Consider the following 14,822-nt stretch of genomic DNA (forward strand, 5'->3'; position numbering starts at 1 on the left):
ATTCAAGGAGTTTTCAGTTTCTTCCGCGGCGGGAATGGTGCGCATTATAGAGCGCTGAGACAGGGCGTCAACACTTAATTTCAATAATGTGAAATTAACGGTTAATCGCGTCCTGAAAGCGCTTCCCTCTATATAGAAGACGATGGACCGCCCTATAGACACCTCTATAGAACCTGCCCTTCACGCAACAAGGCGATCGCCTCATCGCTCAGGCCCAATACATCGCGCAACACCGCCTGGGTATGTTCGCCCAATAAAGGCGGCGCCCGACGATACTCGACCGGTGTCTGCGACAAGCGTATAGGGCTGGCCACCAACGGTACGGTCCCGCCCAATGCATGAGGCAGTTCGATCGCCAGCCCTCGCGCCACCACCTGAGGATCGGCAAACACCTGGGCCAGGTCGTTGATCGGCCCACAGGGCACGCCGGCCGCCTCCAGCTCGGCCACCCACTGCACCGTGGTCTTGAACACCGTGACCTGGCGAATCAACGGAATCAGTTCGGCGCGATGAGCCACGCGCAATGTGTTGCTCTTGAAACGCGGATCGTCAGCCCACTCGGGCCGACCCGCCACTTCGGCGAATTTCCTGAACTGACTGTCGTTGCCCACCGTCAGGATGAAGTCGCCATCGGCGGTCGGGAAGTCCTGATAAGGCACGATGTTCGGATGCGCATTGCCCAGCCGACGAGGCGCCACCCCGGTGCTCAGGTAGTTCATCGCCTGATTGGCCAGGCACGCCACCTGCACGTCCAGCAAGGCCATATCGATGTGCTGCCCCTCACCGCTCTGATCGCGATGCGCCAGGGCCGCCAGAATGGCCGTGCTCGAATAGAGCCCGGTCAGGATATCCGTCAACGCCACGCCCACCTTGACCGGCCCCGCCCCCTCTTCTGCCTCGGCGCGCCCGGTCAGGCTCATCAGCCCGCCCAGGCCTTGAATCATGAAGTCGTAGCCGGCACGCCTGGCATAAGGCCCGCTTTGTCCGAACCCGGTGATAGAGCAATAGATCAGTCGAGGATTGATCGCCTTGAGCGTCGGATAGTCCAGGCCATAGGCCGCCAGCCCGCCCACCTTGAAATTCTCGATCAACACATCAGAGCGGGCCGCCAGCTCACGCACCAGCGCCTGCCCCTCGGGCCGGGTAAAATCGATGGTCACCGACTGCTTGTTGCGATTGGCCGACAGGTAATAGGCCGCTTCACTGGTGTCGTGCCCGTTTTCATCCCTGAGGAAAGGCGGCCCCCACGCCCGGGTGTCGTCGCCGCTGACCGGGCGCTCGACCTTGATCACATCGGCGCCCAGGTCGGCCAGGATCTGCCCCGCCCAGGGACCGGCCAGTACCCGCGACAGGTCCAGCACTCGAATATGCGACAGCGCACCCATGGCCAGCCCCTTGTGCGTCTATTAATAGAAAGCCTGAATACCGGTCTGCGCACGCCCCAGAATCAGCGCGTGCACGTCATGCGTACCCTCATAGGTGTTGACCACCTCCAGGTTGACCAGATGCCGCGCCACGCCAAACTCATCGCTGATGCCATTGCCGCCCAGCATGTCACGCGCCAGCCGTGCGACCTCCAAGGCCTTGCCGCAGGAGTTACGCTTCATGATCGAGGTGATTTCCACCGCCGCAGTACCTTCATCCTTCATCCGCCCCAGGCGCAGGCAGCCTTGCAGGGCCAGGGTGATTTCGGTCTGCATGTCGGCCAGCTTTTTCTGGATCAACTGGTTGGCCGCCAGCGGACGTCCGAATTGCTTGCGATCCAGTGTGTACTGTCGCGAGGTGTGCCAGCAGAACTCCGCCGCCCCCAGTGCTCCCCAGGCGATGCCATAACGAGCAGAGTTGAGGCAGGTGAACGGCCCCTTGAGCCCGCGCACATCAGGAAAGATGTTCTCTTCAGGCACAAAGACATTGTCCATCACGATCTCGCCGGTGATCGAGGCGCGCAAGCCCACCTTGCCATGAATGGCCGGCGCACTGAGCCCGGCCCAGCCCTTCTCCAGGATAAAGCCACGAATATCACCGGCGTCGTCCTTGGCCCAGACCACGAACACATCGGCGATCGGGCTGTTGGTGATCCACATCTTGGCGCCGCTCAGGCGATAGCCACCCTCGACCTTGCGTGCCCGGGTCACCATCGCACCCGGGTCGGAGCCATGGTCGGGCTCGGTCAGGCCGAAACAGCCGATCCATTCGCCATTGGCGAGCTTCGGCAGGTACTTCTGCTTCTGCGCTTCGGAGCCGAACTCGTTGATCGGCACCATGACCAGCGACGACTGCACGCTCATCATCGAGCGGTAGCCGGAGTCGATACGCTCGACTTCACGGGCAATCAGTCCATAACACACATAATTGAGGCCACTGCCGCCGTAAGCTTCGGGAATGGTGGCGCCCAGCAGGCCGATCTCACCCATCTCACGGAAAATACGCGGGTCGGTCTGCTCATGACGAAAGGCCTCAAGCACGCGTGGCGCCAGCTTGTCCTGGGCAAACTGCTCGGCGCTGTCGCGTACCATGCGCTCTTCTTCGGTCAGTTGCTGATCCAGCAACAGCGGGTCGATCCAGTTAAAGCTTGCCTTGCCACTCATGGTTGATGCCTCGCCCGAAATTCAATGTCGTGGCACAAGCGTAGTCGCGCATCGAGCAGCGGACAAACGACGATTATGCAAGCTGTTGTGCTAATTTCTCACTCCGAGAACCCTTCAGCCTCTTGATTATTGACTGACCAAGTGAGGACTTTGTATATGCGGCGCAAAATTCCCAGTACGGCAGCGCTGGTCAGCTTCGAATCGGCCGCCCGCCATGAAAGCTTCACCAAGGCCGCCCAGGAGCTGTCGCTGACCCAGAGCGCCATATGCCGGCAGATCGGCAGCCTGGAGCAGTTTCTCGGCATCGAGCTGTTCAAGCGCTCCAGGCGCGGGGTCAAGCTCACCGACGCCGGCCTCTCCTACAGTCGCCGGGTCGCGGCGCAACTCGATGCGGTCGAGCGCGACACGCTGTCGGTCATGGGTCAGCAAGGCGCCAGCGTCATCGAACTGGCCGTGGTGCCCACCTTCGGCACGCAATGGCTGCTGCCCAGGCTCAAGGACTTCCAGCGATGCCACCCGGAAGTCACCGTCAACCTGACCAACTGCACGCGTCCCTTCCTGTTTGCCGACACCGACTTCGATGCCGCGATCTATTTTGGCGACGCCGACTGGCCCGGCACGCAGGCCTACCGCCTGATGGGTGAAAACCCCATGCCCGTCTGCAGCCCTGCACTGCTGAACGGCCAGGCCAGCCTGAGCGCCGCGCAGATTGCCGAACGGCCCTTGTTGCAACAGACCACCCGTCCCTATGCCTGGCGACAGTGGTTCAACGATCGTCAGTTGCAGGTGCCGCGGGACATGACGGGGCCGCGCTACGAGCTATTCTCGATGCTGGCCCAGGCCGCCATGCACGAGATGGGCATTGCCCTTATTCCGCCTTTCCTTATTCAGCGCGAACTGCGAGAACAGCGCCTGGTCATCGCCAACCCCCATGAATTGACCAGCATAAAGGCCTATCACCTGATGATTCCGGAGCGTAAAACCCAGACTGTATCGCTGCAGGCCTTTCGCAACTGGCTGATCGACCAGGCAAAGCGTTACAGATTGCCGCAAGAGCAGGACGAAAATCGGTAGTAACACACAATAAAGCACTACAGATATAACAAATTGTCGCTATTTCAAATCTGTCATCAGACCACTCTTCAAACCGGCCACAGGCCTTTATTTACAAGGCTTTCAACCCGTTTTTCCATTGCACTTTGGTCGTGAACGAAAAATTATTGTTTTCCACAATAACTTCATGGAATTTGCTGCAAGCCTTATAAACAAAGGCGCCCAGCAAAGTGTTGCGACAATAGGTCACAGGATGACTTGTAGTTAATTTCCAGTCTCGTTACAGAATGTGTTGAAGGCCCGCTATTCTCAGCGGCACAATGCGCCGCGCCCGGCCTGCCGGGGCCAGAGCTCATTGTTACCCGCCGTCAACGCACCCGCCGCAGTTCGTTGGCCCACTCATGAAGACAAGAAAGATCGCGCAGGAGACTTGCCGTGCATATTGGTGTTCCTCTTGAAACCCATGCGGGCGAAACCCGGGTCGCCGCCACCCCGGAAACCATCAAGAAACTGATTACCCAGGGCCATACGCTGACGGTCCAACAGGGCGCCGGAATGTGTGCCGGTGTCACCGACAGCGCCTATGAAGCCGCCGGTGCCGTGATCGGCGGTGCCAGCGACGTGTTCAGTGCCCAACTGATTCTCAAGGTGACCCCACCCGACGATCAGGAACTGGCGCTGATTCAGCCTGGCACCGTGTTGATCGGCATGCTCAACCCGTTCAGCAACGAGACCATTGCGCGCATGAACGCACGGGGCATCACGGCCTTTGCCCTGGAAGCCGCCCCGCGCACTTCCCGCGCCCAGAGCCTGGATGTGCTGTCGTCGCAGGCCAACATTGCCGGCTACAAGTCGGTGCTGCTGGCCGCGCACCATTACCCGCGCTTCATGCCGATGCTGATGACCGCCGCCGGCACCGTAAAGGCCGCCCGGGTGCTGATCCTTGGTGCCGGCGTGGCCGGCCTGCAGGCGATTGCCACCGCCAAGCGCCTGGGCGCCGTCGTGGAAGCCTCCGACGTGCGGCCGGCGGTGCGCGAGCAGATCGAGTCACTGGGCGCCAAATTCATCGATGTACCCTACGAGACCGATGAAGAACGCGCGTGCGCCGAAGGCGTCGGCGGCTATGCCCGGCCCATGCCGGCCAGCTGGATGCAGCGCCAGGCCGTTGCCGTGCACGAACGCGCCCGGCAATCGGACATCGTCATCACCACCGCACTGATTCCCGGCCGCAAGGCACCGGTGCTGCTGAGTGCCGACACCGTAGCGCAGATGAAACCCGGCTCGGTGGTCATCGACCTGGCCGCCGCCCAGGGCGGCAACTGCCCGCTGACTGTGGCCGACCAGGTCGTGGTCGAGCACGGCGTGACCCTCGTCGGCCACACCAACCTGCCGGCACTGGTGGCCGCCGATGCCTCGGCGCTGTATGCCCGCAACCTGCTGGACTTCATGAAGCTGCTGTTCGACAAGGACGCCCAGCTCTCGATCAACCTCGAAGACGACATCGTCGCCGCGTGCCTGATGTGCCGCGACGGCCAGGTCATCCGCAAAAACGGCTGAGAACAATCACCATGCAAGAGCTGATCTCCCCCGGTATCTACAACCTGATCATTTTCGTCCTGGCCATCTACGTGGGTTACCACGTGGTCTGGAACGTCACCCCGGCCCTGCACACGCCGTTGATGGCGGTCACCAACGCCATCAGCGCCATCGTGATCGTCGGCGCCATGCTCGCCGCCGCCCTGACCGTCACGCCGCTGGGCAAGGTCATGGGCACCCTGGCCGTGGCCCTGGCGGCGGTCAATGTGTTCGGTGGCTTCCTGGTCACCCGACGCATGCTGGAAATGTTCAAGAAGAAAGCCAAGGCCAAGGATGAGGTGCAGAAATGAGCATGAACCTTGTCACCCTGCTGTACCTGGTTTCGGCGGTGTGCTTCATCCAGGCGCTCAAGGGCCTGTCGCACCCGACCACCTCGCGTCGCGGCAACCTGTTCGGCATGCTGGGCATGGGCCTGGCGGTCCTGACCACCATCGGCCTGGTCTACAAGCTGGCCAGCACCGTGGGCACCAGCGCCGGCATCGGCTACATCCTTGTGGGTCTGCTGGTCGGCGGCACCGCCGGCTCGATCATGGCCAAGCGTGTCGAGATGACCAAGATGCCGGAACTGGTGGCCTTCATGCACAGCATGATCGGCCTGGCCGCGGTGTTCATTGCCATCGCCGCGGTGGTCGAGCCCCAGTCACTGGGCATCGTGGCCCAGCTGGGCGACGCCATCCCGGTCGGCAACCGCCTGGAACTGTTCCTGGGCGCAGCCATCGGCGCCGTGACGTTCTCAGGTTCGGTCATCGCCTTTGGCAAGCTCTCGGGCAAGTACAAATTCCGTCTGTTCCAGGGTGCACCGGTGCAGTTCGCCGGGCAGCACAAACTGAACCTGGTCCTGGGCCTGGCCACGCTGTTCTTCGGCCTGACCTACATGTTCAGTGGCAACCTCACGGCGTTTGCGATCATGCTGGTACTGGCCTTTGTGATTGGCGTGCTGCTGATTATCCCCATCGGCGGGGCCGACATGCCGGTGGTGGTGTCGATGCTCAACAGCTACTCGGGCTGGGCCGCAGCCGGCATCGGTTTCTCGCTGAACAACTCGATGCTGATCATCGCCGGCTCGCTGGTCGGCTCCAGCGGCGCCATCCTGTCGTACATCATGTGCAAGGCCATGAACCGCTCGTTCTTCAACGTGATCGGCGGCGGCTTCGGTGCGACGGCCGATGCCGGCGCCAGTGCTGGCAGCCAGGAACAGCGTCCGGTCAAGTCAGGCTCGGCCGATGACGCCACTTTCCTGCTGACCAATGCCGACACGGTCATCATCGTCCCCGGCTACGGCCTGGCCGTGGCCCGCGCCCAGCATGCACTCAAGGAACTGACCGAGAAGCTGGTGCACCATGGCGTCACGGTGAAATACGCCATTCACCCGGTGGCCGGGCGCATGCCGGGGCACATGAACGTGCTGCTGGCTGAGGCCGAAGTGCCTTACGACCAGGTGTTCGAGATGGAGGACATCAACTCCGAATTCGGCCAGGCCGACGTGGTGCTGGTGCTGGGCGCCAACGACGTGGTCAACCCGGCGGCCAAGAACGATCCCAAGTCGCCGATTGCCGGCATGCCGATTCTGGAGGCCTACAAGGCCAAGACCATCATCGTCAACAAGCGCTCGATGGCCAGCGGCTATGCCGGCCTGGACAACGAACTGTTCTATCTGGACAAGACCATGATGGTCTTCGGTGACGCCAAGAAGGTCATCGAAGACATGGTCAAGGCCGTCGAGTCGCACTGACAAAACGGCTCCAGAAAAGCCCCGGCCTGTTCGCAAGCCGGGGCTTTTTTACAACTGGCGTAACGGTGTTTTGCGCTGAAAGCCGCTAATTAGAGGCCTCGCGTACGACCTTGGTCGGGGGACGAAGCTGCCGGCAGCCACTAGACTTGGCGCTCGTTTCCACCCCCGAGACCATGACCATGTACCGTGATCGTATTCGCATGCCCGGCCTGATGAGCAAGGTGATGAGCGCAGCCGACGCCGCCGGCCTGATTGAAGACGGCATGACCGTCGGCATGAGCGGCTTTACCCGCGCCGGTGAAGCCAAGGCGGTGCCGCACGCCCTGGCCGAACGTGCCCGCCAGTCACCCCTGAAAATCAGCCTGATGACCGGCGCCAGCCTGGGCAACGATCTGGACAAGCAACTGACCGAAGCCGGCGTGCTGTCGCGGCGCATGCCGTTCCAGGTCGACAGCACGCTGCGCCGGGCCATCAATGCCGGCGAAGTCATGTTCATCGACCAGCACCTCTCCGATACGGTCGAGCAACTGCGCAACCGGCAGATCAAGGCGGTGGACCTGGCAGTCATCGAATGCGTGGCGATCACCGAGGACGGCCACCTGGTGCTGAGCACCTCGGTCGGCAACTCGGCCAGCTTCGCCATTCTCGCCGAAAAGGTAATTGTCGAGATCAACCTGTCGCAACCCCTGGCGCTCGAAGGCCTGCACGACATCTATATCCCCAGCTACCGGCCGACGCGCCTGCCGATCCCGGTGCTGGAAGCCGATTCACGCATCGGCAGCCCTGCGGTGAAGATCGACCCGGCCAAGATCATCGGCATCGTCATCAGCGACCAGCCCGACTCGCCGTCGACCGTGCTGCCGCCGGATGTCGAGACCCAGGCCATCGCCAATCACCTGGTCGAGTTCTTCAAGAGCGAAGTGCGGGCCCAGCGCCTGACCGAACGCCTGATGCCATTGCAGGCCGGCATTGGCACCATCGCCAATGCGGTGATGCACGGCCTGCTGGACTCGCCCTTCAAACACCTGACCATGTACTCCGAAGTGCTGCAGGACTCGACCTTCGACCTGTTCGACGCCGGCAAGCTCGATTTCGCCTCGGGCAGTTCCATGACCCTGTCGGCGCCCAGGCACGCTCAGGTGTTCGCCGACTTCGAGCGCTACAAGTCACGGCTGGTGCTGCGCCCGCAGGAAATCTCCAACCATCCTGAAGTGATCCGCCGCCTGGGCATCATCGGTATCAACACGGCCCTGGAGTTCGACCTGTACGGCAATGTCAACTCCACCCATGTGTGCGGCACGCGGATGATGAACGGCATCGGCGGCTCGGGCGACTTCTCGCGCAACGCCCACCTGGCGATCTTCGTCACCAAATCCATTGCCAAGGGCGGTGCCATTTCCAGCGTGGTGCCGATGGTCAGCCACGTCGATCACACCGAGCACGACGTTGATATTCTGGTCACCGAGCAGGGCCTGGCCGACCTGCGTGGCCTGGCACCGCGCGAGCGGGCACGGGTGATCATCGACAACTGCGTGCACCCGGACTATCGCCAGGCGCTCGACGACTACTTCAGTGCGGCTTGTGTGCTGGGCGGCCACACCCCTCACCTGCTGCGTGAAGCACTCAATTGGCACATGAATCTGGAAGAAACCGGGCGCATGCTCCCGGCGTGAAATACACAGTTCAACCTGTGCAACACACTTTTCCGGTACAGCGCCCTTACCGAAACAGGGCACTGACAAAAACTGTACTGCTGTACTGGTCAAAAATCGTCTTTTAACAACAGAAATACGACATGACCGATCAATAGCGCACCATTAACGTGCATAGCAGTACAGTTGCCCCATTTTCGAACAAAACAGTGCCCATAAACAGTTAACTGAACTCTCACAATACAGGTGAACTGTGTCTATGGAATGGCCCTGCACGAGAGGAAGATAGGCACCAGTCAAGCCAATCTCTAATCCCGCCATAAGCGGAAGGAAGTCACACCATGGAACGTACAATCAGTTCCGAGCTGTTCAGCGAAAGCACCGTTTCGAACCAGTCTGCCCTGCCTCTGCGCGCCTTCGCGACCCTGATGCTGTGGCAACGTCGCCTGTCGAGCCGCCGTCAACTGGCTCGTCTGGACACTCGCCTGCTGGCTGACGCCGGTATCAGCGAATCCCAGCGCTACGAAGAACTGAGCAAACCGTTCTGGCGTTGATACGGCGCGAACCGGCGCAGGCCTGAAGGCCATCCAGCCAGTTCACCCGAATCCCCCCAAAGCCCGTCGCAGGCAACTGCTGACGGGCTTTGTCGTTTCGGCCCGGTAGGAGCGCGCTTGCCCGCGACCGAGTGCGCAGCGCTCGCAGAAATTGTGTAGACGCTGAAAATTTACGACTGCTAACGCAGCCGGTCGCGGGCAAGCGCGCTCCTACCGCAGCTGTCCGAAAACAAGTACAGTTTACAAGATGCCTAATAAAGACCATAACAGTTAAAGCGACTGGCCAAGCGCTGCGATAGCACGCGGCAATTACCTGCGATAGGCTAGCGGGCACACCTTCACGACCTCTTCATCTATTAGACGGAACACCACCATGTCCTTTCTGCGTATTCTGGGTACCGCTGTGCTGTTGACCGCCGCTGCCGGTGCCCACGCCAGCAGCTTTATCGTGACCACCGACACCGTGGTCGGCGCCGTCGCCGCCTCCACCGACGCCACCTCCGATATCAGTTCGTCGTTTCGTGACGACAAAATCGTGCGTGCTGCCCGCGACGACGCCGCCAGCTTCGTCGGCAGCGCCGGCGAAATCCGTGGCGTGCGCCTTGAAGGCGCCCTGAGCCACATCCGCCAGTTGCAACCGTCCTTGCAAGCCACCGACACCCAACTGGCCCAGGCCATCCTGGCCCTGTAAGTCAGCCACCCCGCCGGCCAGCGGGGTAGCCCTGCCCAAGGCGTTGCGTTAGCCTTGGGCTTCGTTTCTGCAATGCTTTGAATACTCATGCGCTTACCGTATCTGTTGCTTCTGGCTCCGCTGGCCAGCCTGACGTTCACCGGCCAGGCCCAGGCGTTCGACACCAGCACCCAGGGCGTGGTCGTCAGTGGTTATGTCACCAGCCAGGTCACCTCGGCCCCTTTCGATGACAAGCTGATCCTCGCCGCCCGCGACGAAGCGGCCGCCTTTGTCGCCAGCGACGGGCAGTTACGCGGGGTACAGCTCGAAGCGGCCCTGCTGCACCTGCGCCAGCAGCACACAAAACTTCGTGCCAGCGACCTTGAACTGGCGCAGGCAATCCTCGTCCAATAATCACTTTTTCTGTTCGGTACTGGAGACGTTACATGCGCACCCCGTTGATCGCCGCGACCCTGGGCATGCTGCTGATGGCCGACCTGGCCCAGGCACAGACCGTAGTGGCCACCAGCAACATCATCGTTCGCGCTTTTGGCCGCTCCATCGACTTCACCTCCGACACTACCACCTCGATCCGCGACTCCAAGGTCGTGCAACAAGCCCGTGACGACGCCGCCAGTTACGTGGCCAGCGGCGGCGACATTCATGGCGCCCGCCTCGACGCGGCGTTCGACACCCTGCGCAGCCGCGTGCCTGAAGCGCGCACCGCCAGCGATCAGGCCCTGGCCGAAGCCATCCTCGCACTGTGAGGCGCCTTGGCGTCTGGCTGCTGGCCTGGGGGCTGAGCCTGGCGGCGACACCTGTGCTCGCCGACCTGCAGTTGCACCTGCAAAGCGAGTCCCTGAACCCGGCCCAGCGCCAGGCCAGCCAGGCGCTGCTCGATGAAGCCCTGCAGGCCTTGCCGCCGCGCTTTGTCAAAGACCTGGACCGGCGTATCGATGTGAGCTGGTCCAGCGACATGCCGGACAATGCCTACGGCCAGGCCGCAGGTCCTTACCAGCTGTACCTCAATACCCGCCTGCTGACACCGCTGACCGATGGCTCTGCTGCCACTGAACCCACTGGCCGGCCGCATGGCACCGTGCGCCGCGAATTGCTGGCAACGGTGCTGCACGAGCTGACCCACGTCTACGACCGCGCCCGCCTGTGGTCCGGCGCCGACCGCAGGCTGATCCTGCGCTGCGCCCGCCAGCACAGTTCGCTGGGCAAGGTCGGCCTGGCCGACGAATGCCGTGGCCAGACCGAACGGCGCTTCACCTTGAGCGACGACCCGCGCCTGCTTGATCTGGCCGGCTGGCAGCAGTATGTCGGCCGGCGTGGCGCACGCGAGCAGCACAACGGCCAGAGCGTGCGCAGCCCGGATGCCTATGAACTGAGCAGCCCGTTGGAATTTGTCGCGGTAAACATGGAGTACTTTCTGCTCGACCCGACCTACGCCTGTCGTCGTCCGGCCCTGTACCGCTGGTACAAAGAGCAGTTCGGCTGGGCGCCGCCGACGCAACAGGCCTGCCCGTCGTTCTATCCGTACCTGAACGCCGGCAACGATTTTGGCCGCGAGCCGTTGGGCAAGCTTGACCCCGAGCGCGTCTACGCCGTCGATTACCTGCTGGCCGAGGCCAACCAGAACATGATGAGTCGCTGGGGCCACAGCATGCTGCGCCTGGTGATCTGCAAGCCAGGCCGGCCACGGGGCCCGGACTGTCGCCTGGACCTGGACCAGCACCTGGTGCTCTCCTACCGGGCCTTCGTGGGCGACGTGCAGTTATCGAGCTGGGACGGCCTGACCGGCGCCTACCCGTCACGGCTGTTCGTCCTGCCGCTGGCCCAGGTGATCGACGAGTACACCAAGACCGAGCTGCGCAGCCTGGCCTCGGTGCCGTTGAAGCTGTCACGCCCGCAGATCGACACCCTGGTCGAGCACGCCGCTGAAATGCACTGGAGCTATGACGGCGACTACTATTTCATCTCCAACAACTGCGCCGTGGAAACCCTCAAGCTGTTGCGCAGCGGCACTGATGATTCGCAACTCACCGGCCTGGACAGCATCCTGCCCAACGGTTTGCTGGAGGTGCTCAAGGGCCGCGGCCTGGCCGACACCCGCGTACTGGACGACCCCAAGGAAGCGCTGCGCCTGGGTTACCGCTTCGACTCCTACCGCGATCGCTACCAGGCCATGTTCACGGTGCTCAAGAAGAACCTGCCGATCCGGCAAGACTCGGTCGAGGACTGGCTGCAACAACCGGCCATCGAGCGGCGCCAGTGGTTCGCCCGCGCCGACCTGCGCACCAGCGCCGCCATCCTGCTGCTGGAGCAGGCCAGCCTGCGCCGCCAGTTGCTGCTGGCCCAGGACGAGGTCAAGCAGCGCTACCTCACGGCCCGTGAGCAACAGGACGGGCGCGTGTCGAAGGCCACCGGCACCTTGCAGGACATCCTTGCCAACAGCGGCTTTCTCAGTCGCCCGGCCGAATTGCTCGGCAGCGACGGCTATGGCTTGCCGCAAACCGAGGAATGGCAACGCCTGGAGACCCAGAGCAGCGAACGGCAGAAAACCCTCAAGCGCCTGACCGGCGACCTGGACAGCGAAGTGCGCGCCCTGCTGGAACCGGCCCGTGCCGCCGAAATCACCGCCAGCGAAGAAAACCTCAAACAGATGAGCGAACACCTGCGCGCCTTGCATAAAGCCGCCGGCGGTCTGCAACTGCCGTAAAAATCAAACGGCTGAAGCGAGAAACGGTCGAAGTCGCGCTCGAGTCTGTTTTTAACGCAGCGATGACAACGCAGGTCGTTTTTAGAGCTGCCCTGAAGCCAAGTCGCCCTGGCTTTCATGCATGGCACCGGACTGGTGGGAGGCGGCTTGCCGGCGATGACTGACTTACAGCCGCTGCATATCTACCGCCCCATGCCAGCCTGATTGACGGGTCACCGTCCCGACCATCATTCACCGCGTCGCCCTCGACTGAATGACACTCATCAGGCGGCGGTCTTTTTCCGGGGCTTGAGGTAGCGCATCAGGCCCTGGAACCACATCACCATGGCCGTGTTGCCCTTGATCTGGATGTGCTTGTCCTGGATGCCCTGCATAAAGGCCAGTTGCTTGTTGCTGGCCTGCAAGGTGGCAAAGCCATAGGCGGCATCCTTGAACACAATGCTGAAGGCCGGCTCCGGGGCCAGGCCACCGGCACTGCGCACGCGCTGGTCGCGCACCACATAATGCCGTGCCACTTTGCCGTCGGCGGTCTGCAACTGGAATGTCAGGTCCTTGTCGCCCAACTGCTGTTGAAAGGCGGGACTGTTGCGACTGGCCCGGGCCATCAGCAGGCCCAGTGCCCAGAGAAGAAAACGAAATTTCACGCGTACAGCCTCCGCCATGTTCAAGTAAAGACAAGCGGCGGCAGTCTAGCGGTTCGAAGCGACCACTACCTGCGTTTTCAGCGCAGATAACCGCCATTTCATAGCATCAGGACGCCAGGCACTGCTTTCAGAAAAACAGCGCCCGACGCCGGGCACTCAGCGGATGCTGCTGATATTGCCCTTGCTGCCGGTCACTTTGACATCGACCTTCTTGAAGATGAAGTAGTCGGCCACTTTCACTTCATAACGCGGCGCCACGATCAGGTCGGCACCGGAGGTCTTGACCGCCTTGTAGGCGGCTGCCGCCTTGGTGGTGGAGACCGGATCCGGCAGGCCCAGGCCCAGGCCGCCACCGACCGAATCACCATAGGTCACGCCGTCGGCGTATTCATTGTCGCCGCCGAAGGCCAGAAAGTTGAAGAGGATATTGGTCGAGGACTCACCCGAGATCGGCCCGCCCACTTTGACATCGGCCTTAAGGTCGGCCATGACGAGGCCTGAAAGTGGCGCCGAAGGCTGGCTGACGTTGTAGCTGACACAACCACTGGTGGTCGCGATCAGAGTGGCGACGGCAGCAGACATCCATAACTTTTTCATCTTGTTTTCCCAAGTGCGTTTAAGAGGTGCAACGGACGCGCACTCTAAGGGGAGGAAGCGTGAAAAAAAGTCAGGCATTTCTGCGCAGAAAAGCGTCTCTTTACAAAAACTTGTAGGATTTTTCCTACCTTATCGTTTCGAGCGCGAACATAAAAAACGGGCACCCCATGCGACCGGGGTGCCCGTTCTTTCAAGCGGCTCGTCCTGTTCGGGGACGGGCAACAGGATCAGGGATTGACGGTGTCCTTGAGGGCCTTGCCAGGCTTGAACGACACGGTGTTGCTGGCCTTGATCTTCACAGGCTCACCCGTTTGCGGGTTCTTGCCGGTGCGGGCGCCACGGTGGCGTTGCAGGAAGGTGCCGAAGCCGACCAGGGTGACGCTGTCCTTGCGGTGCAGGGCGCCGGTGATTTCTTCAAGGATGGCGTTGAGAACGCGATTGGACTGGTCTTTGGTGAGGTCCGCTTTTTCAGCGATAGCGGCTGCTAGATCTGGTTTACGCATGTACTAAGCCTCTTGTACGGTTTTTTGTTTTTATGTCCCGTGCCACCCGCTTCGAGCAGCCATCAGGTAACCGCTGCGGCTCCTCGCAGCGGCAGTCGAATCGCAGAATGGCACGCCGCAAAGGCCCGCGCCAGTGGGGGTAGGCCGAATATTCAAATTAAACCGTACCCTGGCCGACAAAATGACCGGCAATGCCCCCAACGGTCGATCCTGCCTTTGCGCAAGCCCTCCACCGACAGGCATGAACCGGCAGGCTCAGCCGATCTCGATCATTTCGAAATCCATCTTGCCCACCCCGCAATCGGGGCACAGCCAGTCCGGAGGAACGTCTTCCCAACGCGTGCCCGGGGCAATATCGTCGTCAGGCCAACCGTCGGCCTCGTTATAGATCAGGCCGCAGACAATACATTGCCACTTTTTCATGATTCGACTCTCTCAGGTTCAGGCTCACTCACAGCGGCTTTTTACGGACCCCGGGGCCGCGATGCAAGCCCGCCACGCCGGTACA

At 61.6% G+C, this 14,822-nt stretch carries 16 protein-coding genes; 10 read left to right on the forward strand and 6 right to left on the reverse strand.

The genetic code is table 11. The features are described from left to right. Positions 1-164: 164 nt before the first annotated feature. Positions 165-1,385, reverse strand: coding sequence for a CaiB/BaiF CoA transferase family protein (locus tag ASF84_RS21120; RefSeq protein WP_056840831.1), 1,221 nt, complete (start codon positions 1,383-1,385; stop codon positions 165-167). A gap of 21 nt (positions 1,386-1,406) precedes the next feature. Next, the gene (locus ASF84_RS21125; RefSeq protein ID WP_056840832.1) at positions 1,407-2,588 is read right to left on the reverse strand and encodes an acyl-CoA dehydrogenase; all 1,182 of its coding nucleotides are present in this window, start codon (positions 2,586-2,588) and stop codon (positions 1,407-1,409) included. A 156-nt stretch (positions 2,589-2,744) separates the two neighbouring features. Between ASF84_RS21125 and ASF84_RS21130 the strand changes: the two genes are divergently transcribed. The 10 genes from ASF84_RS21130 to ASF84_RS21175 all read left to right on the forward strand — a co-directional run bounded on the left by ASF84_RS21130 (position 2,745) and on the right by ASF84_RS21175 (position 12,570). Next, positions 2,745-3,662: a LysR family transcriptional regulator gene (locus ASF84_RS21130; protein ID WP_056840833.1), complete on the forward strand. Its 918-nt coding sequence runs from the start codon at positions 2,745-2,747 to the stop codon at positions 3,660-3,662. A gap of 414 nt (positions 3,663-4,076) precedes the next feature. Continuing rightward, entirely contained in the window at positions 4,077-5,198 is a 1,122-nt protein-coding gene (locus ASF84_RS21135; protein ID WP_056840834.1) for a Re/Si-specific NAD(P)(+) transhydrogenase subunit alpha, read from the forward strand. An 11-nt stretch (positions 5,199-5,209) separates the two neighbouring features. After that, positions 5,210-5,527 (forward strand): NAD(P) transhydrogenase subunit alpha, encoded by a 318-nt coding sequence (locus ASF84_RS21140; RefSeq protein WP_056840835.1) that lies wholly within the window; start codon positions 5,210-5,212, stop codon positions 5,525-5,527. Next, a complete protein-coding gene (locus ASF84_RS21145; RefSeq protein WP_056840836.1) occupies positions 5,524-6,969 on the forward strand; it encodes an NAD(P)(+) transhydrogenase (Re/Si-specific) subunit beta in 1,446 nt (481 codons plus the stop codon). The genes ASF84_RS21140 and ASF84_RS21145 overlap by 4 nt, the downstream gene beginning before the upstream one ends. Before the next feature lie 179 nt (positions 6,970-7,148). Beyond that, positions 7,149-8,642, forward strand: a complete 1,494-nt coding sequence (locus tag ASF84_RS21150) for an acetyl-CoA hydrolase/transferase family protein (protein WP_056840837.1) — start codon at positions 7,149-7,151, stop codon at positions 8,640-8,642. 320 nt (positions 8,643-8,962) lie between these two features. Then, the gene (locus ASF84_RS21155) at positions 8,963-9,175 is read left to right on the forward strand and encodes a DUF1127 domain-containing protein (protein WP_056840838.1); all 213 of its coding nucleotides are present in this window, start codon (positions 8,963-8,965) and stop codon (positions 9,173-9,175) included. Between the two features lie 373 nt (positions 9,176-9,548). Continuing rightward, positions 9,549-9,866, forward strand: coding sequence for a DUF2388 domain-containing protein (locus ASF84_RS21160; protein WP_056840839.1), 318 nt, complete (start codon positions 9,549-9,551; stop codon positions 9,864-9,866). A gap of 87 nt (positions 9,867-9,953) precedes the next feature. Beyond that, on the forward strand, positions 9,954-10,259 hold the full coding sequence (locus ASF84_RS21165; protein WP_056840840.1) for a DUF2388 domain-containing protein: 306 nt from the start codon (positions 9,954-9,956) through the stop codon (positions 10,257-10,259). Positions 10,260-10,291: 32 nt separating this feature from the next. Next, positions 10,292-10,612: a DUF2388 domain-containing protein gene (locus ASF84_RS21170; protein WP_056840841.1), complete on the forward strand. Its 321-nt coding sequence runs from the start codon at positions 10,292-10,294 to the stop codon at positions 10,610-10,612. Beyond that, on the forward strand, positions 10,609-12,570 hold the full coding sequence (locus ASF84_RS21175; protein WP_056840842.1) for a DUF7844 domain-containing protein: 1,962 nt from the start codon (positions 10,609-10,611) through the stop codon (positions 12,568-12,570). Before ASF84_RS21170 ends, ASF84_RS21175 begins: the two co-directional genes overlap by 4 nt. Positions 12,571-12,833: 263 nt before the next feature. On the opposite strand, the gene ASF84_RS21180 is transcribed toward ASF84_RS21175, so the two are convergent. The 4 genes from ASF84_RS21180 to ASF84_RS21195 form a co-directional block, all read right to left on the reverse strand. Next, the gene (locus ASF84_RS21180; protein ID WP_056841492.1) at positions 12,834-13,214 is read right to left on the reverse strand and encodes a hypothetical protein; all 381 of its coding nucleotides are present in this window, start codon (positions 13,212-13,214) and stop codon (positions 12,834-12,836) included. Positions 13,215-13,370: 156 nt separating this feature from the next. Beyond that, entirely contained in the window at positions 13,371-13,811 is a 441-nt protein-coding gene (locus ASF84_RS21185; protein ID WP_056840843.1) for a hypothetical protein, read from the reverse strand. Positions 13,812-14,038: 227 nt separating this feature from the next. After that, complete coding sequence (locus tag ASF84_RS21190; RefSeq protein ID WP_056840844.1) at positions 14,039-14,314, reverse strand: HU family DNA-binding protein; 276 nt, start codon at positions 14,312-14,314, stop codon at positions 14,039-14,041. A 255-nt stretch (positions 14,315-14,569) separates the two neighbouring features. Next, a complete protein-coding gene (locus ASF84_RS21195) occupies positions 14,570-14,737 on the reverse strand; it encodes a rubredoxin (RefSeq protein WP_056840845.1) in 168 nt (55 codons plus the stop codon). Positions 14,738-14,822: the final 85 nt, after the last annotated feature.

This window comes from Pseudomonas sp. Leaf127 (genome assembly GCF_001423155.1).
Lineage (GTDB): Bacteria > Pseudomonadota > Gammaproteobacteria > Pseudomonadales > Pseudomonadaceae > Aquipseudomonas > Aquipseudomonas ovata.